This window comes from Thalassospira permensis NBRC 106175, from assembly GCF_000714555.1.
In the GTDB taxonomy this organism is placed as follows: Bacteria; Pseudomonadota; Alphaproteobacteria; order Rhodospirillales; family Thalassospiraceae; genus Thalassospira; species Thalassospira xiamenensis.
In genome coordinates this window covers 53,981-76,394 of the sequence record NZ_AUNC01000067.1, presented here as the reverse complement: position 1 = coordinate 76,394, position 22,414 = coordinate 53,981, and the positions used below count along the sequence as shown (strand labels likewise).

The 22,414-nt window shown below is 55.4% G+C and carries 24 protein-coding genes, 2 tRNA genes and 1 riboswitch; of the genes, 12 read left to right on the top strand and 14 right to left on the bottom strand.

Annotation, left to right across the window (positions count from 1 at the left end):
* Nucleotides 1-321 precede the first annotated feature (321 nt).
* Nucleotides 322-2,745 carry a heavy metal translocating P-type ATPase gene (locus SMB34_RS18925; RefSeq protein WP_051682421.1) on the bottom strand — a complete coding sequence of 808 codons (2,424 nt, stop codon included), beginning with the start codon at nt 2,743-2,745 and terminating at the stop codon, nt 322-324.
* Nucleotides 2,746-2,944: 199 nt separating this feature from the next.
* On the opposite strand from SMB34_RS18925, the gene SMB34_RS18920 reads away from it, so the two are divergent.
* On the top strand, nt 2,945-3,316 hold the full coding sequence (locus tag SMB34_RS18920; RefSeq protein WP_076519564.1) for a DUF1636 family protein: 372 nt from the start codon (nt 2,945-2,947) through the stop codon (nt 3,314-3,316).
* Here SMB34_RS18920 and SMB34_RS18915 read toward each other — a convergent pair whose 3' ends face one another.
* From SMB34_RS18915 to SMB34_RS18900, 4 genes are all read right to left on the bottom strand, one after another.
* Nucleotides 3,317-3,841 carry a hypothetical protein gene (locus SMB34_RS18915; RefSeq protein WP_037992381.1) on the bottom strand — a complete coding sequence of 175 codons (525 nt, stop codon included), beginning with the start codon at nt 3,839-3,841 and terminating at the stop codon, nt 3,317-3,319.
* Nucleotides 3,842-3,914: 73 nt separating this feature from the next.
* Nucleotides 3,915-4,598, bottom strand: coding sequence for a CbtA family protein (locus tag SMB34_RS18910; RefSeq protein ID WP_037992379.1), 684 nt, complete (start codon nt 4,596-4,598; stop codon nt 3,915-3,917).
* 3 nt (nt 4,599-4,601) lie between these two features.
* A complete protein-coding gene (locus tag SMB34_RS18905) occupies nt 4,602-4,775 on the bottom strand; it encodes a CbtB domain-containing protein (protein ID WP_007090806.1) in 174 nt (57 codons plus the stop codon).
* A 32-nt stretch (nt 4,776-4,807) separates the two neighbouring features.
* Nucleotides 4,808-5,020, bottom strand: a riboswitch (cobalamin riboswitch).
* A 120-nt stretch (nt 5,021-5,140) separates the two neighbouring features.
* Nucleotides 5,141-5,605, bottom strand: a complete 465-nt coding sequence (locus SMB34_RS18900; protein WP_037992465.1) for an ArsR/SmtB family transcription factor — start codon at nt 5,603-5,605, stop codon at nt 5,141-5,143.
* A gap of 133 nt (nt 5,606-5,738) precedes the next feature.
* On the opposite strand from SMB34_RS18900, the gene SMB34_RS18895 reads away from it, so the two are divergent.
* The 7 genes from SMB34_RS18895 to SMB34_RS18865 all read left to right on the top strand — a co-directional run bounded on the left by SMB34_RS18895 (nt 5,739) and on the right by SMB34_RS18865 (nt 9,251).
* Nucleotides 5,739-6,002 (top strand): hypothetical protein, encoded by a 264-nt coding sequence (locus SMB34_RS18895; RefSeq protein ID WP_037992376.1) that lies wholly within the window; start codon nt 5,739-5,741, stop codon nt 6,000-6,002.
* Nucleotides 6,003-6,117: 115 nt separating this feature from the next.
* Complete coding sequence (locus SMB34_RS18890) at nt 6,118-6,390, top strand: hypothetical protein (RefSeq protein WP_007090803.1); 273 nt, start codon at nt 6,118-6,120, stop codon at nt 6,388-6,390.
* Between the two features lie 283 nt (nt 6,391-6,673).
* A complete protein-coding gene (locus SMB34_RS18885) occupies nt 6,674-7,213 on the top strand; it encodes a DUF2975 domain-containing protein (RefSeq protein WP_037992374.1) in 540 nt (179 codons plus the stop codon).
* Nucleotides 7,213-7,425, top strand: a complete 213-nt coding sequence (locus SMB34_RS18880; protein WP_037992372.1) for a helix-turn-helix domain-containing protein — start codon at nt 7,213-7,215, stop codon at nt 7,423-7,425. Before SMB34_RS18885 ends, SMB34_RS18880 begins: the two co-directional genes overlap by 1 nt.
* 94 nt (nt 7,426-7,519) lie before the next feature.
* Nucleotides 7,520-8,284, top strand: a complete 765-nt coding sequence (locus SMB34_RS18875) for an SDR family NAD(P)-dependent oxidoreductase (RefSeq protein WP_037992369.1) — start codon at nt 7,520-7,522, stop codon at nt 8,282-8,284.
* A 114-nt stretch (nt 8,285-8,398) separates the two neighbouring features.
* Nucleotides 8,399-8,809 carry an MAPEG family protein gene (locus tag SMB34_RS18870; protein ID WP_037992367.1) on the top strand — a complete coding sequence of 137 codons (411 nt, stop codon included), beginning with the start codon at nt 8,399-8,401 and terminating at the stop codon, nt 8,807-8,809.
* Nucleotides 8,810-8,915: 106 nt separating this feature from the next.
* On the top strand, nt 8,916-9,251 hold the full coding sequence (locus SMB34_RS18865; RefSeq protein WP_037992364.1) for a zinc ribbon domain-containing protein YjdM: 336 nt from the start codon (nt 8,916-8,918) through the stop codon (nt 9,249-9,251).
* A gap of 325 nt (nt 9,252-9,576) precedes the next feature.
* Here the strand turns inward: SMB34_RS18865 and guaA are convergent, their stop codons facing one another.
* Nucleotides 9,577-11,130: a glutamine-hydrolyzing GMP synthase gene (gene guaA, locus SMB34_RS18860; protein ID WP_037992363.1), complete on the bottom strand. Its 1,554-nt coding sequence runs from the start codon at nt 11,128-11,130 to the stop codon at nt 9,577-9,579.
* 302 nt (nt 11,131-11,432) lie between these two features.
* On the opposite strand from guaA, the gene SMB34_RS18855 reads away from it, so the two are divergent.
* Complete coding sequence (locus SMB34_RS18855) at nt 11,433-11,780, top strand: hypothetical protein (RefSeq protein ID WP_037992361.1); 348 nt, start codon at nt 11,433-11,435, stop codon at nt 11,778-11,780.
* Between the two features lie 194 nt (nt 11,781-11,974).
* On the opposite strand, the gene SMB34_RS18850 is transcribed toward SMB34_RS18855, so the two are convergent.
* The 6 genes from SMB34_RS18850 to SMB34_RS18825 all read right to left on the bottom strand — a co-directional run bounded on the left by SMB34_RS18850 (nt 11,975) and on the right by SMB34_RS18825 (nt 19,372).
* Entirely contained in the window at nt 11,975-13,312 is a 1,338-nt protein-coding gene (locus tag SMB34_RS18850) for an RsmB/NOP family class I SAM-dependent RNA methyltransferase (RefSeq protein ID WP_037992360.1), read from the bottom strand.
* A 200-nt stretch (nt 13,313-13,512) separates the two neighbouring features.
* A complete protein-coding gene (guaB, locus tag SMB34_RS18845) occupies nt 13,513-14,979 on the bottom strand; it encodes an IMP dehydrogenase (RefSeq protein WP_037992357.1) in 1,467 nt (488 codons plus the stop codon).
* A 242-nt stretch (nt 14,980-15,221) separates the two neighbouring features.
* On the bottom strand, nt 15,222-16,550 hold the full coding sequence (locus SMB34_RS18840; RefSeq protein WP_084716699.1) for a methyl-accepting chemotaxis protein: 1,329 nt from the start codon (nt 16,548-16,550) through the stop codon (nt 15,222-15,224).
* Nucleotides 16,525-17,049, bottom strand: coding sequence for a PAS domain-containing protein (locus SMB34_RS18835; RefSeq protein WP_007090791.1), 525 nt, complete (start codon nt 17,047-17,049; stop codon nt 16,525-16,527). Before SMB34_RS18835 ends, SMB34_RS18840 begins: the two co-directional genes overlap by 26 nt.
* A gap of 278 nt (nt 17,050-17,327) precedes the next feature.
* Complete coding sequence (locus tag SMB34_RS18830) at nt 17,328-18,134, bottom strand: RlmE family RNA methyltransferase (protein ID WP_007090790.1); 807 nt, start codon at nt 18,132-18,134, stop codon at nt 17,328-17,330.
* 59 nt (nt 18,135-18,193) lie between these two features.
* On the bottom strand, nt 18,194-19,372 hold the full coding sequence (locus SMB34_RS18825; RefSeq protein WP_240478874.1) for a Ppx/GppA phosphatase family protein: 1,179 nt from the start codon (nt 19,370-19,372) through the stop codon (nt 18,194-18,196).
* Nucleotides 19,373-19,624: 252 nt separating this feature from the next.
* Here SMB34_RS18825 and SMB34_RS18820 point away from each other — a divergent pair.
* The 3 genes from SMB34_RS18820 to thpD all read left to right on the top strand — a co-directional run bounded on the left by SMB34_RS18820 (nt 19,625) and on the right by thpD (nt 20,994).
* Nucleotides 19,625-19,698 (top strand) — tRNA-Gln (locus SMB34_RS18820).
* A gap of 82 nt (nt 19,699-19,780) precedes the next feature.
* Nucleotides 19,781-19,854: transfer RNA gene (locus SMB34_RS18815), tRNA-Gln, on the top strand.
* A 228-nt stretch (nt 19,855-20,082) separates the two neighbouring features.
* Nucleotides 20,083-20,994 (top strand): ectoine hydroxylase, encoded by a 912-nt coding sequence (gene thpD / locus SMB34_RS18810; protein WP_037992458.1) that lies wholly within the window; start codon nt 20,083-20,085, stop codon nt 20,992-20,994.
* Nucleotides 20,995-20,999: 5 nt separating this feature from the next.
* Here the strand turns inward: thpD and SMB34_RS18805 are convergent, their stop codons facing one another.
* Nucleotides 21,000-21,674: a 5-formyltetrahydrofolate cyclo-ligase gene (locus SMB34_RS18805; RefSeq protein WP_051682419.1), complete on the bottom strand. Its 675-nt coding sequence runs from the start codon at nt 21,672-21,674 to the stop codon at nt 21,000-21,002.
* Nucleotides 21,675-21,807: 133 nt separating this feature from the next.
* The gene (locus tag SMB34_RS18800; protein WP_007090786.1) at nt 21,808-22,014 is read right to left on the bottom strand and encodes a cold-shock protein; all 207 of its coding nucleotides are present in this window, start codon (nt 22,012-22,014) and stop codon (nt 21,808-21,810) included.
* Nucleotides 22,015-22,414: the final 400 nt, after the last annotated feature.

Here is a 22,414-nt window from a genome sequence, read left to right as displayed (position 1 = left end):
TTGTTACGGATTTAACTTGAAACCAAAATCTAGCCATGTCAATTCGCTTTTGCGAAACCCGCAGCTTCCCTTGGTTTTTGAAGTGTAGTGATTTTGTTGCCCGGCCCCTCCGGTCAGCGGATTTTCGTGGATGCCATGACCTGCACGTCCTGTAAAAACAGGACGTTTTCCGCATATTTCTGCGCAAAATGAAGGTCTCGCACACAGGGCAGATCGGGAGTCGCCGCGCGGAAGGTAGCAAAAAGAAATCGGCCACTATCACGAGATGCAATAGTGGCCGATATTCTATAGGTTTATGATGCAGTTTCCCCGAGATGAGGATCAGCGGTTGCGTAGCGCAATCAGCAACCGCAGACTGTTAAGCGTCACCAGAACAGTTGCGCCGGTATCGGCCATCACCGCAAGCCACAGCCCGGTCAGGCCAGTGATGCTTGTGACCAGAAAGACAGCCTTGAGCCCCAGCGCCAGCGCGATATTTTCGCGGATCACGCGACGTGTACTGCGGGACAGCTTCACCAGATTGACAACATCCGAAAGCCGGTCCTTGACCGCCACCGCATCGGCGGCCTCAAGCGCAATATCCGTACCCCCGCCAATTGCGATGCCAACATCGGCCGATTTCAGCGCCGGGGCATCATTGATGCCGTCACCCACCATGGCAATCGGCCCCTTTCGCGCCGGATCATTGCGCAATTCGGCCAGCACGTTCAGCTTGTCTTCGGGCAGAAGCTGCGCCCGGTAATCAATGCCAAGTTCACCAGCCATACGTTTGGCGACACGTTCGGCATCGCCGGTCAGCATCAGCGGGCTGATGCCCAAGGCGTTCAGTTTGCCAAGTGCATCCTTTGCATCGGCGCGTGCGATATCGCGCAACGCAAGCGCGCCAATGACATCGCCATCACGTAGGACGACAACGGCCGTGCTACCGGCGTCTTCCTGTGCGGCTAGCCAGTCGGCAACTTCGGCAGCCGGTTTGATATCAAGGCGTTTGGCCGCCCCGACACGATAAAGCGTGCCATCAATCCGGGCTTCGACCCCGGCACCGGCGATGGTTCGCGCATCGGTGATTTCCGGCAGATCAAGTTTGTTTTCCGTCGCCGCATTGACCACCGCCTTTGCCAGCGGGTGGGAGGTCACGGTTTCAAGGGCGGCGGCAATGGCAAGCAACCGGTCCTCGTCCATATCACCCACCGACATCATTGCCGTCAGCTTCGGCTTGCCTTCGGTCAGCGTGCCAGTTTTATCAAACGCCATGGTGCGTACGGCCCCGATGGCCTCAAGTGCTGCACCGCCTTTAACCAGCAGGCCGATCCTGGATGCACGGGCAAGGGCCGATGTCACCGCCGCCGGTGTGGAGATCACCAAGGCACAGGGGCAGCCGATCAGAAGCAGGGCCAGCCCGCGATAGATCCATTCTTCCCAGCCTTGCCCGAACAGAACCGGTGGAACAACGACCGTAAGGGCCGCAAGCGCCATGATGATTGGCGTATAGATACGGGCGAATTTGGCAACGAAACGCTCGACCGGTGCCTTGTGCTTTTCGCTTTGTTCGACCAGATCGATCACGCGATCCAGCATGGTTTGCCCGGCAGCGCGGGTCACGCGCAGGCGTACCGGGCGATCTGTGACGATGGCACCGGCAAAAACCTCGCCCCCCGGTTCAGAGGCAACCGGAACGGATTCCCCGGTCAGGTGGCTGTTATCGATTTCAGCCGAGCCGACAGTCAGGATACCATCCGCCGGGATGCGTTCGCCGGGGCGGACTTCAACGATGTCGTCAAGCGCAAGCACCGAGGGTGCAACCGTATCAAAGCCACCACCAGATGGTGAAACCCGCCGCGCAGTCTCCGGGGCCAGTTTCATCAGCGATTTGACACCGCTGCGCGCACGGCCTGCGGCGACACCCTCGAGGCTTTCGCCAATCGCAAACAGCAGCACAACCATCCCGGCTTCAAGACTTTCGCCAATCGCGACCGCGCCAAGCACCGCGACACTCATCAACAGTTCGATGGAAAAGAACGCCCCGCTTACTGCCAGACGGAATGCCGATTTCATCACCGGCAATGCCGCAATGATCGATGCAACCGACATGGCATAGGCATCGGTGGCCGGAACCAGCCAGCCGACCAACCCGCCCAGAACCAGCCAGATCGCTGCCCATGCAATTTCGTCCCCGGCTTCCGGCCAGGGGGCCAGTTTGCGCAGCAGGGATTTGTCATTGGCATCGGTATCTTGCGACGCGGCATTATCCGTCGCAGCCGGATTGGCAGAACCACAGGAACCGCCAGCGCAGCAAGCGGCTTCGGATGATTTCCCCGCCCCCGGAATTACCTTTTCCTTTGCCGGATAACCCAATTTGGTCAGCATGGTGCTGATATCGGAACGCGTTTCGGCACTATCATTGCGAAGGCCCAGCGTGACCGTTTCACGCATCATTGATACATCAACACATTGCACGCCATCACGTTTGGAAAGCGCGGTTTCAATTTTCGCCACACAGGACCCGCAATCCATGCCCGACACGGCCCAATGACGATGCGAAATGCCGTCACGATGACGGGCCAGCACATCATCAACCGCGCCCTGGTCCTCGCCACTCAGTTCGGACTGCGCGTGCAGGCCATCGGCGGCAGCAACAAAGCTTTGTCCAGGCACAGCAATGTTGAGCGACGCAATCAGCGATGACTTGCAGCTTTCACAATTTCCAATGGCCGGGAACTGATCCCATTTTACGATGACGAACATTCTGGACCTCGCCAACATTCAAATTTATATTCATGCATCACATTCAAATAACAATTCATATATTAGTGAGTCAAGAACATTCAAACCATGATTTGAATGTTATCACACACAATGCCCGACGCCCCGAAAAAGTTGATGAATTACGCCAGCACTGCGGCCATAGTGACCACCCGATTTAAGAACCAAGGCCAACCGCCGCATGCCCCGTATTGTCATTTGCAAAACCTGCCAACCAGCACCTGATGCTGATCCGGACCCAAAGATGGATTTTGTCGATGCGGATGGTTTTGTGCGGCAGTTAGGCACGGCACTTGATCAGGCGGAATTGCCCGAAACGTTTGAAATCACGCAGGTTGACTGCATGGGATCATGCAGCGACCCGACATCGGTTGCACTTCAGGGAACCGGGCGGGCAAGTTATCTTTTTGCCGGATTATCGGCACATCGTGATATTGACGATATCATTGCCACCTGCCGGGAATATCTGAACGCCCCGGATGGATGGATCGAAGACGCACGCGGCTGCGGACGTCTTCGATTTTGCCTTAAGGCCCGTATCCCGGCCCTGTGATTATGGCGCAACCGAAACAGTCATGACCTGACGCAGTGGCTTATCGCCAACGGCAAGCTGGCTATGGTCATTGGCCGTAAGGGTCACGATAACCTCATTATCGCCCGCTGGAAGGTCTGCGATATGAAGCCACGGGCCATACAGGCGGGCGATCTTGGTGCCGTTAACATAGACATGAGCATGTCCCTCGCCCGGGATATGGGGACTGCTGGCATGTTCGGGGGCAAAACGGAAATTCTGCACCAAGAGATGCAGGTTCCAGCCACTGACCGGATCGGGCGCAATGGCAACATCAAGCCTTGGCGCATCAACGGCATCGGGCAGTGAAATGACGGCATCATGGCTGGCATGGGCACCGTTGACATTCATCGTGTCATGCGTATCACCATGGGCACTTTCCCCATGCGCGCGCGGATCGGAATGGTCATGACCATCAAGGGTGATGCCATTGCCCGCCGCCACCAGAAAGCCAATCCCGCCGCCAAAAACAAGCCCGATCCCGAAAAGAGCAAGTGAACGTGGCATTTCGTTTATCCAGACAAATCAATGAAAGAAAACAGGCGCGGAATATACCGCGCCTGATCAATGTGATTGCGTTTTACGCTTCCCGGTCGGCTTCACGCCGCCAGAAATGCCCGGCAAACAGCCCGGTCAACACCCAGGCCACCGCCCCGATACCAAAGGCACGCGCAGCAAACAGCGCGCCGAGTTCGGTCGGCACGGGACCGCTGAACTGATCGGGTTCCGGCGCACCGATAACATGGGGCGCCAGAAGCAGAACAACCGCCGCCCCCCACGCCAGCCAGTTCCGGCCAAAGGCGATCAGCCAAACCGCAAGTGCCGCGGTTGCCACCGTCGCAAACCACCAGATTTGCCGTTCATAGACATCGGCCGCAGCAACACCGGGCACCTCTGGCGCCAAGGTGAAGCCCGGTGCGAAATGCACGATGACAAACCCTGCAATGCCCCAGATGATGCCATTGCGCGCCGTCACCACATGACCACGATTTTCGGCAAAGGCCATGGCCGCGATCAGGATCAGTGCATAGCCGGTATAGACCAGCATGGTGAACAGGATGCTTAGCCCGTCACGCAGCGGATCAATCCCGCCGACATCCTGATGCGCGCTAACCGCGTCACCGCCGAAATGCACAAGGGCACCGGTTTCATACAGCTCCGCATGCAGCAAAACGGGCTGCACAAAATACAGCTGTAGCAGGGCCGCAATAAGCCCCGCTGCAGCACCAGCGAACAACGCGCTGGTTACTATGCGTGTGAACATGACTTAGTGGCAGGGAAAGCCGGTCGCGTGGCGCACATCGTGTGCCGCGTCATGAAGCAGGTCCGCCTGAACGTGGCCGGTCACAAAGACAATCGCCATGCCGAAAACGGCACAGGCAAGGATCGGCAGAAGAACGGATTTTTTCGAAACGGCAAATGCCGCGGTCTGCGTGGTCATAGAAATCTCCTTTGCTGTCACACCCGACAGTCGGTTCGGGTCCATGCCTGGCAGGTCTCCTGGCTTGCGGGTCTTCATGCGTCGCCGACCTTCCCTGCTTTCGCAAGTGGTATGATGGCGGGCACTCGTCGCATACAGTCGCGGGGGCGGCTTTGGCTTTGACCGTCAAACAGACGGCTTTCCAAATTCCCTCTTCGTTTCCCAACCCCGAGCAGAGCGGGAAAAACCAAGCCATTCGTTTATGACGGTAATTTTGCGCAAGTGCAATGTGAAAACCACGCAGGCCGGGTGATCATTTGCCGAACATATTCGCCCGATTGTCGATCTGCGACTGGAATGCCCGCAAAGATCAGTGCGGGGGTGGCTTAGTCGTGTGTGACGTGGGCAAAGACATCTCGAACAACACGGGAAATATGTTCGTCATCAATCTGATAGAAGATATGACGCCCGTTGCGCTCGGAGGCCAGAATGCGCTGATCGCGCAACTGACGCAGATGATGGCTGGTAAGCGACTGCGACATGCCCGATGCCTCGGCCAGTTCGCCAACGGTTTGCGGTTTTTCCATGCAGCGCAGAACAAGCTGCAACCGCCCGGCATCCCCCAAAAGCGCAAAGATTTTTGCCGCCGCCTCGATATCGGGCAGCGACAGGTTATGACCGGTGGCGCGCGACGCATCACGCGTTACGGCTTCCCCCTGTTCGGTGGAAAGGCCAAGACGTGCGGCGGTATCGCATTCCTGACAACCGTCACCATCATTATTGGCGCTGACCACGACCGGGCGGGCCGGTGTGACTTCGACTTTACGTGATTTTGCTTTGCTTTGTGACATGCCCCTATTTTCCACGCCCTGCATCGCTTGGCAAGGGGACTTGATGTTTGCGTGCATGGAACTCCGCCACGCAGGGAACGTTACAGGTATGACACATCATCGAAAGTGCCCACCAGAACAAGGAGACACACCGATGCAAGAGCAAACAGCACTCGACATTTTTAATCTGCGCCAGTCCCACGACAGCTGGGAACGGAATGTTGCCGGTTACTGCGCGAAAAACGACATGCAGGTCGGAAATCTGCCCAAAGAGGTAACCGGCACCTATAACGAGATGAATGAGGCGTGGGAAAAGCTTAAGGCCGAAGGCGATGCCGCAAGCAACGCCACCGCAGAGCAGTTCCACAAGGCGACCGCAAATCTTGAAAAAGCATGGAACGATATGACTGGCAGGTAAATTGCCGGTTTTATGCCCTTTATAGAGAATGCCCCAAAATCGCCTTTTCATTGCAAATCGATGACATGATTACGCGCCAGATTGAAATTGTCTGGAAAAGCAAAAGGAGGCTCCCATGACAGCCCGTCCCCTTCCGGAGCACGCCAAGCTCCATCAGGAATTCAAGGATTGGGAATTCGGCCTTACAGCCCATTGCAAGGAATCCGAAGCCGGGCTTGAACAATTGCCAAGCGAGGTTGTTCAGGCGTGGGATGACATGGATGCCGCCTGGAGCGAGATCAAGGATCATAGCGGTGATATCCCGCAAGAATCCCTGCAGCGTTTTCGTGAAGCCAAACAACGTTTGCAAGGTGCGTGGGACGCGATGATCTCTTCCAAACGGCATTAACGACGCCGCGCTGGAAGCAGCCAGACTTTTTCGTCTCCCTCTCTTCCCTGGCGGGTTTTCCTCCCCTCCCCGCCATTCCTTCTGCAGCCGGGTGTTTCAACCGCCCCGGCTGCATTTTTTTGTCTGCATTTTGGCTAGGCATCGACCACCTGACGGTCAAAGCACTACTACGGACAAAAATCCGGGTTGACTCATTTCGATAAAAAATTCATGTTTTATTTTAATTAATGAATTTTATTCGTCATTAAAATATCCCCTGATTGTTTCCGGATGGAGCCCCGTCATGTCCGACACCTTGAAAAATGTCCGCACCGTCAGCCGCATACTTGGCTGGGTATGCCTTATCGGCGTTGTTTTCGAAATCTGTCTCGTGCCGCTGATATGGCATGTGGATGGCTGGATTGATACCAGCGCCAGCCAGATGACCATAAGCCTCGAAGAATTGCGCGCCCTTTCCGGATGGCAGAAATATGCCGTGATGGCATCGATGATGCTGCCGACACTTGTTATGGCCTATGGGCTTTGGCGGTTGCGCAAGATGTTCCTGTCTTTTGCCGAAAACCATGTTTTCCAGCTTGCCCCGATTGCCCATCTGAAAGCATTTTCCGTGGCCCTTATGGCACAGACCCTGATCAAGCCGATTTCAGGCGCTCTGACATCCGTGCTGGCAACCATAACTCGGCCAGAAGGCGAACGGGTACTGTCGATCGGGCTGAGTAATGCCGAAGCCAGCACGCTGTTTCTGGGTGGGCTGCTTCTGGTGATTGCATGGGTACTGGGTGAAGCCACCCGTATCGAAGACGAAAACAGGAGCTTCGTCTGATGGCGATCATTGTCCGGCTAGACGTGATGCTTGCCCTGCGAAAGATGAAATCCAAGGACCTTGCCAGCCGGATCGGGGTGACCGAACAGAACCTGTCGCTTCTGAAATCAGGCAAGGTGCGCGGGGTCAGGTTTGAAACGCTTGCCGCGATTTGTCGGGAACTTGATTGCCAACCCGGTGATCTTCTGGAATTCGTTGCCGACGACCTGTAAGCTCTTGTGATCATGGCGGGCCCGGTTAACAGGGGGCCGTCCTTCATAAGAAACCAAGCAGCCTGTTTAACGGCTGTTATCAGGGAAGACGTGAATGGAAAACAAGGTTGCCCTCGTAACAGGTGCCGCGCGCGGCATCGGACTTGCCACCACACATCTTTTTATCGAACAGGGCTGGCAGGTTGCGATGATTGATCGCGACAGCGCGGAACTTCGCAAATCATGTCGTGATATCGCAAATGCCAAGGCATTTGAATATGACGTATCAATCCCCGAACAGGTCGATCTGATGATCGACGAGGTCCTGACCGAGTTCGGACAGATTGATGCGGTCGTCAATAATGCCGGGGTTGCCGATTTCCTGCCAATTGGTGAAACCGACTTCAGCGCGTGGCGCCGGATCATGGAAACCAATCTTGATGGTGTTTTTCTTGTCTCACAGGCGGCAATCCCTGCTCTGAAGCAGACCAAGGGCGCGATTGTCAATATCGGCTCTATTTCCGGGCTTCGGGCATCTACCCTTCGGGTCGCTTATGGCACATCGAAGGCCGCCGTCATTCACCTGACAAAACAGCAGGCGATCGAGCTTGGCGATTTCGGGGTGCGATCCAACTGCGTCTGCCCCGGCCCAGTCAAAACCAAGCTTGCCATGGCGGTCCATTCGCCGGAAATCATATCGGCCTATCTTGACGCCATGCCGCTTGGCCGATTCGGTAACGAACGCGAAATCGCCGAGGTGATTTCGTTTTTATGCTCCGACAAGGCGAGCTACGTTACCGGTCAGGTGATCGCGGCCGATGGCGGGTTTGAAACGGCCGGTGTCGGGCTCCCGGCCCTTCGCAAGGCCGCAGAAGAATAAGCACTTTCGGGCGATCAGCTTGATAAAACACGCACGCCTCGCGGCGCAAAAGTTTGATCGCCTGCCCTTTTTCCTGCGTATGGCTTGGATAGACCATCACCAAAAGGTGTTTCCGTGACCATCGAACTTGCCCTTCTCGTTTTCAACGCCCTTTTCTGCCTTGCTTTCCCGTGGGTTTACAATTGGTCCTATGGCAAGCAGGTCGGCGGCAAACGCCTTTTGGGCAATCGCGACAATCTGCCCGAACGGCAGGGCTTGGCTGCCCGTGGCCTGCGCGCCCATCAGAACCATCTGGAAAATCTGGTGCCGTTTGCGATTATCGTTCTGGTCGCGCATGCAATCGGCATTTCTAACACTGTCACTGTGGCTTGCGCAGTTGTCTTTACCCTCGCCCGTATCGCACATGCCGGGTTCTATGTTGCCGGGATCACGCGCGTTCCGGGGATCAATGGCGTGCGATCCATTGCCTATTTTGTCAGCCTGTTTGCGACGCTTGCCTTTGTCTCGCAATTATTCGGGTCGTAATTGTCGGCGCAAACTCTCGACAAGCCGGGTTTCGGGCGTTACGAGATAGGCGGCCAAACCGGAACGGGTAGGGTCATGACTTAACGCTTTTACCCAAGGATCTGCCGTGAGCACGTTACCCCCCTGCCCCAAATGCCAGTCGCCCTATACCTACGAAGATGGTGAATTGCTGATTTGCCCGGAATGCGCCCATGAATGGTCGCAGCAAACCGCGTCAAGTGGCGATCAAACCGAATACAAGGATGCCAATGGCAATGTGCTTGTTGACGGCGATACGGTTTCGATCATCAAGGATCTGAAGGTCAAGGGTGCGTCTCAACCGCTTAAGGTCGGCACCAAGGTCAAGAATATCCGCCTTGTCGAAGGCGACCACAATATCGATTGCAAGATCGACGGATTTGGCCCGATGAAGCTTAAATCCGAATTTGTCAAAAAGATCTGATTGCGGGCTTGTGAGCCACAGGACTATGGCGACGACATTGCGACCGGGTTCTGGTATCATGTCGTCGTCTGATACCGGCTTAAACCACCCGAAAGAAAACGGGGGCCACCATGCGCCACCTTGCCCTTATCGCCGCACTATTTGCGACCCTGTCGCTATCCTCCTGCCTGACATTTAACTGGCAGCGCAGCGTTCAGCAGGTTTTATCGAATGCATGCAATTCGACAGGGGATTGCGGCTCGGATGGGCCAGGTTATTAGAACAGCCCCAAACAAAACGGCGCGCCCAATGGACGCGCCGCTGTCATTTCCGATGATCGGAAAGCTTATTCCCACTCAATCGTTCCCGGTGGTTTCGAGGTGTAGTCATAGGTGACGCGGTTGATACCGTTGACCTCGTTGATGATCCGGTTGGCGATGCGGCCAAGCAGTTCCGACGGGAAGGCGAAGAAGTCGGCGGTCATGCCGTCGGTCGAGGTGACCGCGCGCAGCGCACAGGCATAGTCATAGGTGCGACCATCGCCCATCACGCCAACGGTACGGACCGGGAGCAGCACCGCGAAGGCCTGCCAGATGGCGTCATAGAGACCGGCATTACGGATTTCTTCGAGATAGATCGCATCGGCCTTGCGCAGGATATCAAGCTTTTCGCGCGTGATCGGCTGGCCGGGGATGCGGATGGCGAGGCCCGGTCCAGGGAACGGGTGACGGCCAACAAAGCTGTCTGGCAGACCCAGTTCACGACCAAGGTCACGGACTTCGTCCTTGAACAATTCACGCAGCGGTTCGACCAGTTGCATGTTCATGCGTTCCGGAAGGCCGCCGACATTGTGGTGTGATTTGATGGTGACAGACGGGCCGCCGGTGAAAGACACGCTTTCGATCACGTCCGGGTAAAGGGTCCCCTGTGCAAGGAAATCGGCACCACCGATTTTCTTGGCTTCTTCTTCGAACACTTCGATGAACAGACGGCCAATGGTCTTGCGTTTGGTTTCCGGATCAATTTCGCCTTCAATCGCGCCGATAAAGGTTTCGGACGCGTCAACATGCACCAGCGGAATATTGTAATGGTCGCGGAACAGGGTGACGACCTGATCAGCCTCGCCCGAGCGCATGAAACCATGATCGACAAACACGCAGGTCAGCTGATCGCCAATCGCTTCGTGGATCAGAACCGCGGTGACAGAGCTGTCAACACCACCCGAAAGACCGCAAATGACCTTGCCATCGCCGACCTGTTTGCGGATTTTGGCAATGGCGTCGTCTTTATAGGCGTTCATCGTCCAGTCGCCAGAGCAACCGGCAACGCCATGCGTGAAGTTTTTAAGCAGCTGCGCACCATGCGGGGTGTGGACCACTTCGGGGTGGAACTGCACGGCGTAGAATTTCTTGTCGTCATTGGCGATGGCGGCAAACGGTGCGCCTTCGGATTTGCCAACAACGCGGAACCCGTCAGGAAGCGCATCGACACGGTCGCCGTGGCTCATCCAGACCTGTTCGCGGGCACCTTCGGCCCAGATGCCGGTGAACAGCGCGCAGTCTTCGATGACATCGACAAAGGCACGACCGAATTCACGGTGATCGGACGTTGCGACCTTGCCGCCAAGCTGGTTGACCATGGTCTGCTGACCATAGCAGATACCAAGCACCGGCACGCCAAGCTCGAACACCTTTGCCGGAGCCGAGGGTGCCTTGTCCCAATGGACCGATGCGGGACCACCCGAAAGGATCACGGCCTTGGGCGCGTATTCGTCAAGGAAAGCATCCGAGACATTGTTGAAGGGGTGGATTTCGCTATAGACACCGCTTTCGCGCACGCGGCGTGCAATCAGCTGGGTGACCTGCGATCCAAAATCAATAATCAGCACGCGATCTGTCATCGGGCCGTATCTCCGTCGAGTATGGGGTTGCGCCGTACATACGCCAAACCATCCGTCTCGGCAACCCGGCGCAAACGGTTACCTTGGGATGCATTCATGAAATTCTGATGCCGAATTCCGGCATTTAGGGACAATTGCGGCCTTTTCCTGCCGGAACGCCCCCGAAAAGAGCACAATTGGTCCCTTTTTCCTGCGCAATGCGTCTGTAACTTGGTTTCCAACGGAGCACGGAGATAACCGCGTCCGACAGAATTAGAAATCATGAGCAAATCAAGTTTGACCATGCAAAGGGACACAGACAAATGACACAGAACAAAGGCAGTAAAATCGCGCTTGCCGTCGCTGGCCTTCTTCTGGTCGCCGGTGCGGCAACGGCCATTGCAATGACCCAGTCCGAGACCAACAACCCGGCGTCGCTGTTTGGCACCGAAACCGGTACTGAAAAAAGCGATACCATGACCCCGGCACCTGATGCCCCGGCAGCCGAAACCGGCGAAGCGCCGAACACTGTCCTGCCGGACGACAATCAGGAAGTTCCGGGCATGAAGGGTCTTGATGGCAATGCAGGCGAAGATAGCAGCCCGCTGGAACTGATGCCGCAGAATGACGGCGGCACCACCGGTGGCGAAGCTGCACCCAAGACGGAATAAAAAACCGGTCGGGTAAACTGTGGAAGATCCAATCTTCACATCGCGTTCACGGTAAAATGCAGTTGTGAAAAGAATTGGCCCTGTCCCCATTCGGGACAGGGCCATTTTTCTTGCCGCAATTTTGCAGTTTGCGAGCAGACCAAGGGCGGTATCGGACATCGGGTTGTTTGCGATGACCATGGCCGCCATTGTCATTATTTCACCTTGCCTTTGGCTGTGCGTTCAAACACCGCGACAAAGAAACCATCCGTACCATGAACATTAGGCGACAGGCGAAGCCACGGCTTGTCCTTGCCACCGGGTACCGGAACGGATTTGGGGGCGTCGGGCCAGATTTCACTGATCGGAACCGGTCTGAAATCCTTGCGATCCCGCATGAAGGTCTCGATCAGGCGTTCGTTTTCTTCGGGCATGATCGAACAGGTCGCGTAAATCAGACGCCCGCCCTTGGTCACCTTTGCCGCACCGGCCTTCAATATCTTGCTTTGATTTGCCATCAGGGTGCGGATATCGCGCTGCCCGATACGCCAGCGCAGTGCCGGGTTACGGCGCAGGGTACCAAGCCCCGAACAAGGAACATCAAGCAACACACGATCAAAGAAACCGGATTTGTTGCGAAGCCAGCTATCGCGTTCATCAGCGATGATGCGCTGCTGAATACAGTCACCGGCACCGGCACGTTTGGCACGCTTGCGCGAATTATCCAGACGACCGCCATGGGTGTCGCAGGCAAGGATATGGCCCTTGCCGCGCATGTCGGACGCCATGCCAAGCGTCTTGCCGCCACCGCCCGCGCACATATCAAGGATATGCATGCCCGGCTTGGCATCGACCAGCCGCACGCAAATCTGCGATGCCTCGTCCTGGATTTCGATCAAGCCATCCTTATAGGCCGCCGTAACCAGCATATTCACACCAAGCGGCAGACGCAGGCCGTTGGGCGCATAAGGCGTTCTTTCGATATTGTGGATGCCATCGGCTTCAAGCGATTTGATTGCGTCTTCAACCGTGCCCTGAAGGCGGTTAACGCGCAGATCAAGTTTGGCGGGCTGATTATAGGCCGCCATTTCAGCCGGAAGGTTTTCGTGATGGAGTTTCAGCAGTTCGGCATAAAGCCATTTCGGCAATTCGGTTTTGACCGCACCTGGCTGGCCGTCATGATCAAGCGTCTTGCCAGTCAGCTTGTTGATCAGATGATTTTCTGCCGGATGCAGCGGGTTCGGGCAGAACTCCTCACCATTGAACATGCTTGAAATGTCTTCGGCCTTGCGTTTGTCCTGCAAGACCAGTTCGGCGATCATGCGCGCACGACCGTCCTGAAACTCATATCCGCATTCGGCAAGCCACCAGCCCAGACGCGCCTGATGGCGGATCAAGTTATAGAAACGTTCGCTGATCTCGCGACGATCGCCACCACCGATATAACGGCGATTGCCAAAATAGCCGGAAATGACGCGGTCTGCGTCGTCTCTGGTCTGGGTCCAGCCGTCATAGAGTTCAATGACAGCCGCGATACGTGCACCGGGTTTCAAAACGAATGTCCAACCTGTCTGAGTGTGATGTTCCTGTCCCGATATGGGAATTCAAGTAAACACCATACGATAAAAAAGGCGATGACGGCAGGATTGCCTGCCGCCACCTGAAACTTGTGCCCGCTGATATCACGGGTTGGGCCATTCGCCAACAGCGACAAGCGCAAGGCAGCCCAGCCAATTGATCAGCGTGCCCGCGATTAGTTACCAGGACGGTAATTCGGGGCCTCGCGGGTGATGGTCACGTCATGGGCATGGCTTTCGCGCAGGCCCGCATTGGTGATGCGAACGAACTGGGCCCGTTCACGGAAATCGGCAAGCGTTGCCGAACCGGTATAGCCCATCGATGCCTTAAGACCGCCAACCATCTGATGGATGATCTGACCGGCCGGACCTTTATACGGTACGCGGCCTTCGATGCCCTCGGGGACGAGTTTCAGGTTGTCCTGAACATCCTGCTGGAAGTAACGGTCCGCAGACCCGCGTGCCATCGCACCGACCGACCCCATCCCGCGATAGGATTTGTACGAACGGCCCTGATACAGGATGACTTCGCCTGGGGCTTCGTCGGTACCGGCCAGAAGTGAGCCAACCATGCAGGTGCTCGCACCGGCGGCCATTGCCTTGGCAATATCGCCCGAAAACTTGATACCGCCATCGGCAATGATCGGAACGTCAAGCTTGTGACCGATTTCCGCACATTCAAGGATGGCCGTCAATTGCGGCACACCCACACCGGCAACAATGCGGGTGGTGCAGATCGACCCCGGACCGATGCCGACCTTGACCGCGTCCGCACCGGCTTCGGCCAGTGCCTTGACGGCTTCGGGGGTGGCAACGTTACCGGCGATGATCTGGGTATTGCCGATCTTTGATTTGATATATTCGACTGCCTTGATCACACCGGCGGAATGGCCATGTGCGGTATCAATGACCAGTACGTCAACACCCGCTTCAACCAGCGCCATTGCCCGTTCAAAGCCGCTTTCGCCAACGCCGGTTGCCGCGGCAACACGCAGACGACCGCTTTCATCCTTGCAGGCATTCGGATGCAATTTGGCTTTTTCGATGTCCTTGACGGTAATCAGGCCGGTGCAGCGATAGGCTTCGTCAACCACCAGAAGCTTTTCAATGCGATGCTGGTGCAGAAGTTTTTTGGCTTCTTCGGTTTCGACATTTTCCGTTACCGTAACCAGATTTTCGTGGGTCATCAGTTCGGAAACCGGTTGCGAACGGTTGGACGCAAAACGCACATCTCGGTTGGTCAGAATGCCGACCAGCTTGTTGCTGGCGCGTTCAACAACCGGAATACCGGAAATGTGGTTGATGTCCATCAGGTCCAGCGCATCGGCGAGCGTCTGATCCGGGTGAATGGTGATCGGGTTGACGACCATACCGGATTCAAATTTCTTTACGCGGCGAACTTGTTCGGCCTGCTGTGCGATATCGAGGTTCTTGTGAATGACCCCCATACCACCATGCTGCGCCATAACAATCGCCATCGGGCTTTCGGTCACTGTGTCCATTGCGGACGACAGAAGCGGAATGCGCAGGTCGATATTTTTGGTAATGCGGGTGTTGGTCTGCACCTGCGCCGGCAGCACTTCGCTGGCGGCGGGTTTGATCAAAACGTCATCAAACGTCAGGGCTTCTGCAATGCGGGTCATATGGGGCCACCTCGTTAATCTGAGTTGGCGCGGAACTTATACACGTTATGGCCTTTATGCCAAGTTTTCTGCGCCCATAGCAGCCCTGTTATTTTATTGCTGCATTATCCGGGCAGTTCCGTTAGAAACTGGTAGATGGGGCTGCTATCTGGCGCAGCCCCATTTTTATGCCCGGATCACCCCCGAATTTTGCAAGGCAGACCAAGCGTTTGCCGCAATCGCGAAAGCCGCCCGCCCCTGTTTTACGCGGTCGCAGCATCCGGAACGTTGAGCACCTTGTCGATAAACCGGCGTACATCACCATCAAGTGAATCGGCCTGCCCCAGAAGATTTATCGCCTCGCTATGGAGTTGCAGGACGACAGAGCCGGACTCGGTCGTGCCGCTGGCAACGTCAGCAAGGATGGCCGCAATGGTTTGCATGCGTCGCACCGCCTGATCGATCCGGTCACTGATCGCACCGACAACTTCGGTCTGTTCGCGGGCGGCTTCGGCAACCAGACGCGCACCGCTATCGATTTCGCTGATCTTTTCATTGATCTCGCGCACCGATGAAACGGCTTCGCGGGTCATTGACTGCATTTCGCCGATTTCACCAATCACCTGTTCGGCGGCACGCGATGTCTGGGACGCCAGGTTTTTGACCTCGGTCGCGACAACGGCAAAACCCTTGCCTGCTTCGCCGGCACGGGCGGCCTCTATGGTGGCGTTCAGGGCCAGAAGATTGGTCTGATCGGCGACATCGGTGATCAGTTCGACCACCTTGGTCACGCGAAGCGCCATGTCATCAAGACGCGTGATGTGATTATCGGCAACACGGGCCCGGCTAACCGCGGCTTCGGCCAGTTCGGCGGAACCATTGATCTGCGCGCCGATCTGACGAATGGAGGCACTGAATTGTTCGGTGGCAACCGCGATGCCGTTCAGGGCCTCGGTACTGTCATCGGCAGCAAGGCGCATATCGTTGGCCTGTTCGGCGATGCGACTGACCTGCCGGGACAGAAAATCGGAACTGTCACTTAGCTGTTTTGCACTGTTCGAGACCGAACCAACCACCGACTGGATATCATCACCGATACGCCCGGCGCTATCGCTGAAGTTTCTGGTTTTTTCATGCATGGCATCAAGGGCGGCATTGACCGTCCCGGCATAGCCGATCAGATCACCGCGCAGTCCCCTTGGCAGGATTTTGCGATAATAGGATCCCCGCGATGCATGGCCCATGGCACCTGCGGCTTCCTTGGCGAACGCCTCGGTCAGGTCAAGTAACTGGTTCACGGCATTTTGCAGGGGCGCAAGATAACCCTGTGTTTGACGATTATTGACCCTGACACCCATTTTGCCATCGGCAGCGTCATGGACGATATCATGCAGTTCATCAATGATCCGCTTGTGACGCGTGAGGGCAACCGTACCAATCAAAGCCATGACCAGAAGCGCAATCGTCGCAATCAAAGAAACAAACGGTGCATGCGTTGGCGCCATCAGAAGTGCACCAATCAGACCAAAGGCCAGCATCAGGCCAGAAATCAAAATCCGTCGCAGATTAGAGAGTGAAAACAAACTGATCATAGTCGATGCCTGCCTGCCCCAGAAGATTGCCAAGTTTTTGTGTACTGCGCGCCATGCCGTCCTTGCGATTACGTTCGCGTTCTTCTTCTGCACGAAGATCGGCATAAAGCGGGATAACCTGTTCAACCGCTTCGCGGCGGGGTACCCGACGATTGGAATGATAACCAACGATATTGCCATTCGGTCCGAAGGTCGGCGTGACATTGGCCAGCACCCAGTAATGATCCCCGTTCGCCGAGCGATTGATCACATAGGCGAAAATCTCGCGCCCCTTGGAAATCGTGTCCCACAGTAAGGCGAACACGCAGCGCGGCATGTCGGGATGGCGGATAATGCTGTGCGGCTGGCCCAGAATATCCTTTTCACGATATCCTGCGACCCGCAGAAAGACATCATTTGCGTAAGTAATACGTCCCTTGGTGTCGGTCTTGCTGACGATAATTTCATTATCGCCAAAATGACGTTCAACACCGGTCAGAAAAAGCTGATCCTGTTTCATCAATTGCACCCCGTTCACGGATCAATGGTCCCACAACCGATCCTGTCATAGCGAAACCCCGCCCGGGTCGCGCAATTCTGCGTCAATTTCATCCGGTGCGGAGACTATTTGCTAGACCAATGTATAGAAGATGCCGGATTGCCACTTCTTGACTTAGCGCAATCGGATTGCGGAATATTTCACCCGCGACACAACCCAAGCGGGATGAAAGCGAATTTTTGCAAATAAAAAAGCGCGCCGATCTTGTGGCGCGCTTTGCATTTTACCTTTTCATGAACTTAGCCGACCGGCGACCAGCCGTCGTCTTCGCGCAACTCTGCATTGGCAATGTCATCGGCGGCATTGTTTTGCCCGCGGAAGCCGGTTGCAATCAGATAAGCTTCCGGGCTTTCGGGGCGTGATGCCGGTGGTTTGGCATGTTTGGATACGCGGAAGTTCTTTTTGACCCGATTCAAAAGATCATTTTCCGTACCGCCCTTGAACACCTTGGCGATGAAAATACCGCCCGGTGCCAGAACTTCTTCGGCAAACAGCAATGCATGTTCGACCAGATCGATAATACGGATATGGTCGGTCTGGCGATGGCCGGTGGTTTCGGGCGACATATCGGAGATCACGGCATCAACCGGCCCATCAAGGGCCTGCTTGATCATGTCAGGCGCTGCAGGATCAAGGAAGTCGGCCTGCAAACAGGTTGCACCGGAAAGACCTTCCCATTCCAGAATATCAAGCCCGACGACCTGACCGCGTCCCTGTTTTGAACCGACCATGTCAACCGCAACCTGCGTCCAGCCGCCCGGTGCCGCGCCAAGGTCGACAATGCGCATGCCCGGACGCAGCAGATCGAACTGATTGTTGATTTCAATCAGCTTGAAGGCCGCACGCGACCGATAGCCAAGGCGCTTGGCTTCCTGCACATAGGGATCGTTCAGTTGCCGGTCGAGCCAGCGGGTCGAGGAAATCTTGCGTCCCTTGGCACTTTTGACGCGCGTCCGCAGCCCGCGCCGTGCGCCGGTATCGATCGCCGCAATGGCTGAACCCTTGCGGCGGCGCGTCCCGCCTTTTCCGCTGCTATTGTCGGTCATGTTCTTTACCTGAACTGAAACGTGTTAAAGGCCAGTACGATCCGATGGCGCGATGCCGATCATGGATTGGCCGAAATATGGGACACTGTATGACGTCGCGCATCGCACGGGTCAATAGCATGACCGTCTGCGCGCATCAAATCGACCAATATTCCCTCGCGAAGGCCACGATCGGCAACTTTTAGCGTCGCCAAGGGCCAGATATCGCGAATCGCGGCAAAGATCGCCGCCCCCGCATCCATCAGCTCGGCCCGCTGATTCCCGATGCAGGGATGGCCTTTGCGTTTGTCGGCTTCCATGCGCAGCAGCAATTCGGTGACGCGTTCCGCATCATCGAACCGCAAATCCGATCCGTCTACCTTGTGGCGCTCGTACCGCTCAAGGCCAAGGGCAATACCGCAGAATGTGGTCACGGTGCCAGATGTACCAACCATCTGCACCTTGCCATCGTCAAGAATGTCCGAACAGCAATTGCGGCTGGCGAAATCGCGCAGGCGGTCGCGAATTTCAGTGCGCATTGCTTCGAACCGTTCGCGGCGCTGTTCGATCCCGGCATAACGTTCGGTCAGGCACAGAACCCCGCAGGGCATCGAAAGCGTTTCAATGCACTGGGTCTGGCCCATGTTATCAACCTTGATCCAGCAAATTTCGGTGCTGCCGCCGCCGATATCAAACACCACCGCATAGGGGCGCTCGTCAAGCAAAGCAGAACAGGCCTGAAGTGCCAAACGGCTTTCTTCGTCCGGATTGATGATTTTAAGTTCAATACCAGTTTCGTCAAAGACCTTCCGGACGAATTCATCGCGATTTTTGGCCGTCCGACAGGCTTCTGTCGCCACCGCATGCAGTTTTGCACCGGGATGCTTGCGCAGTTTTTTCGAACAGACCTTTAACGCGTCAATCGCACGATCCATTGCCGCCTGACAAAGATAACCTTTTTCACGCACACCTTCGCCAAGACGCACAACGCGCGAAAACGCATCAATCACCTTGAACCCGTCTTTGCAAGGGCGCGCGACCAGCAGACGGCAATTCGAACTGCCCAGATCAATCGCGGCATAAAGCGGGGGATGACTGGTCGTCGGGTGCAGCGGGCGATCCACAACAAGGCTGTCGGCAGGCAAACTCGATGATGGCACAACACACGGCGCATCCATCACGGCATTTCCGGCCATGGCAGCACCGCCTTCAGGGCGGACGGCCCTGTGCGTGTCGCTATGGGGAGATACCTGTTTCACCTGCTCTGATCTGCCTTGCTTGTCGGTTACAAATTCTTTGATCGCATCAACACGACAATTATATGACGTTCCTGCGAATCACACATATGAGTTTACCGACAATGTTGCACAAGGCAAATCCCGTATGCATTTAACTCATGGAGCAGCGGCTTCCCCCCCGTACCCAAAGACGTAACGGGCAAAAAAGGTCTTGCCAAAGTGCCATCGGTTTAATAAATAGCGGCCCACGCCACACGGCGTTCAAGGCTCTGTTGGGGAATAGGTTAACGGTAGACCTACGGACTCTGACTCCGTCAGTCCTGGTTCGAATCCAGGTTCCCCAGCCAGCCTTTGCTTGCTTTGCAAGCTTTGGTGAGGTTCGTCTCGTACAAATATGTACCAAGCAGTAAATCGCACCAAAACCCCTGCTGGGGAATAGGTTAATGGTAGACCCGCGGACTCTGACTCCGCTAGTCCTGGTTCGAGTCCAGGTTCCCCAGCCATCTTTCTGATCTGCATATCCCGAACCATTACGATTTTTTTGCAGCACAACACCGTGATTGTCTTATGTGGTGCAACAGTTCTTTTCCTGTCAGGCAGGAAAGCCGGGAACGCAGAGAAAAGATATTCGACGCTTTTTGGAACCTGCCGCCTATGCGGCACGTTGGGCTATCACGATCTGTGACAAATCACAGGCAACGAATGCACATTTGGCAACAAAGGAGCATGAGATGCTTACCGATATGTACCGATCCCGAAACGCTTCCCATCCAACCATCATCGATCGTGTTGATCCGGTAATCTGGTCCGATCATGGCCATTGCCCGATGATCACGGCCGAGGATGAGAAGTTTTATGAAAAGAACGGATTTCTGTTTCTGAAAAATGTTTTCAGCGATGGGGAAATCGCCAAGCTCCGCCGCGAGGCAGGGCTGGTCGAAAATTCCGACCCGACCGACGAAGAGGTCATTTCAGAACCGGGCAACGACGAAGTCCGTAGCGTTTTCCGTGTTCATGACAAAAGCGATGTGTTTTCGAAGCTGATATCAGATGACCGCCTGGTCGCGATTGCCGAACATTTCCTTGATGACGATGTTTACATTCATCAATCACGGGTCAATTTCAAACCTGCCTTCAAAGGCAAGGAATTCTTCTGGCATTCGGATTTTGAAACCTGGCACACCGAAGACGGCATGCCCCGCATGCGTGCCCTTTCGATGTCGATCACTTTGACGGATAACTCGGCCCATAATGGCCCGTTAATGCTGATCCCGGGATCGCATAAAAAGTTCATTTCCTGCGTCGGAGAAACTCCCGATCAGAACTACAAAAACTCGCTCAAGATACAGGAAATCGGCACTCCTGATCAGAAAAACCTCTCGGAAATGGTCGATAAGAACGGGATTGTCGCACCTGTCGGCCCCGCCGGGTCGGTTCTGATTTTCGAATGCAATACACTGCATGGGTCGGGCAACAACATTACCCCCTACCCGCGGTCGAACCTGTTTTTCGTTTATAATGCGATGTCAAACAGGCTGGTTGCGCCGTTTGGCGGTACGAAACCAAGACCGAACTTTCTTGCCACGCGCAAAGATATTGTTCCGGTACGTAGCGGCCGTCAAAAAATACAGGCCGCCGAATAACCCGCTCAGGATGACAGGAAGCAGGGCGGCGACGCTCCCTCCGCCCTGTTGAAATCGCCGGTTGCCTTTTCGCTTACCGGGCGTATGCCAGCCTCGGTCAGGATGATATCGACCGGAATGTCATATTCATGTGGAAAGATATCGGCGATGCGCGTGGCTTCAAAGCCGACACCGATAACAAGTGGACGCACCGCCATCGCGGCAAGTGTCCGGTCAAAAAATCCGCCACCATATCCCAACCGATAGCCACGACCGTCAAATCCGACCAGTGGCGCGATCATGACATGGATAGGCACGGCTTTGGTCCCGACCGGTTCGGGAATTCGGGCAAAACCCGGCGCCATTTCGGTCTGTTGCGTCCAGTCATGAAACACCATTGGCTGATCCTTGCCCGATACTATTGGCAAGGCGGCCTTTCCACCATGTTCGATATGATCGGAGATCACCGGACGCAGATCGATTTCATTCTGGATCGGCCAATAAAAACCGATTGTGGCATTGGGACGCACGGAGAGGATATCGGCAAGTTTCGCGCAAATAGCAGCTGATCGTTGCGCGTAACACTTCGGGTCCATTTGACTGCGCCACGCCAAAAGTTGCTTGCGCACCGCCTTTCGCCACCCGGATACGGCGATATCGTCGGGCTTTTCAGGCGGGTTGGGCAAAATGATCCGGGTCATGGGGCGTAACCTGATGGCGATGTCGGAAACGGGCGTGATAGACAAATTTAACGCAAAAAGGCCCTGAAACGAATAACGCGCCGGAGACCGGCGCGTTAACGGTTGTCAGCAAAAGCTGCAATCCAAAATCAAATTACATGATGGAGAGTTCTTCTGCCGACATGCGGCCGTTACGACCTTCAATCAGCTCGAATTGAACCTTCTGACCCTCATCAAGTCCCTGCAAACCAGCGCGCTGAACAGCGGTGATGTGCACGAATGCATCCTTGCCGCCTTCGTCCGGGGTGATGAAGCCATAACCCTTGGTCGCATTGAACCACTTAACCGTTCCGGTAGCCATATCCGTAGTCGTCCTTAGTTTTGGTAATCGCATTTCCCAAGCGCGGAAAATGCTTAAGTTACGTCCCTGCAATACGCTTTTGAACCAGCGTTAGAAACCTCAACCAGAAGGCAACAACACAGACCAAAGATGCACTGCATCGTTTCAACATTTACGCGAATTTGGACCTTCACGCAACGAATTCGTGTTTGAAGTTCTTTATTCAACCCTGATGGTTAGCCGGTATTTTGCGAATATTGCTTGCTGATCGACGTTCAACTTTCAGCACAACCTGATCGCGCCGGGGAGCACATTGATTTCGAACGAATTTCAATTTTGACCTGCCTTGTCGTGACAAGCTACCGCCTGGCAACCTGATCAAGATCAGTGAACCCGGCCCAAACGCTTGGATTTCCCTTGG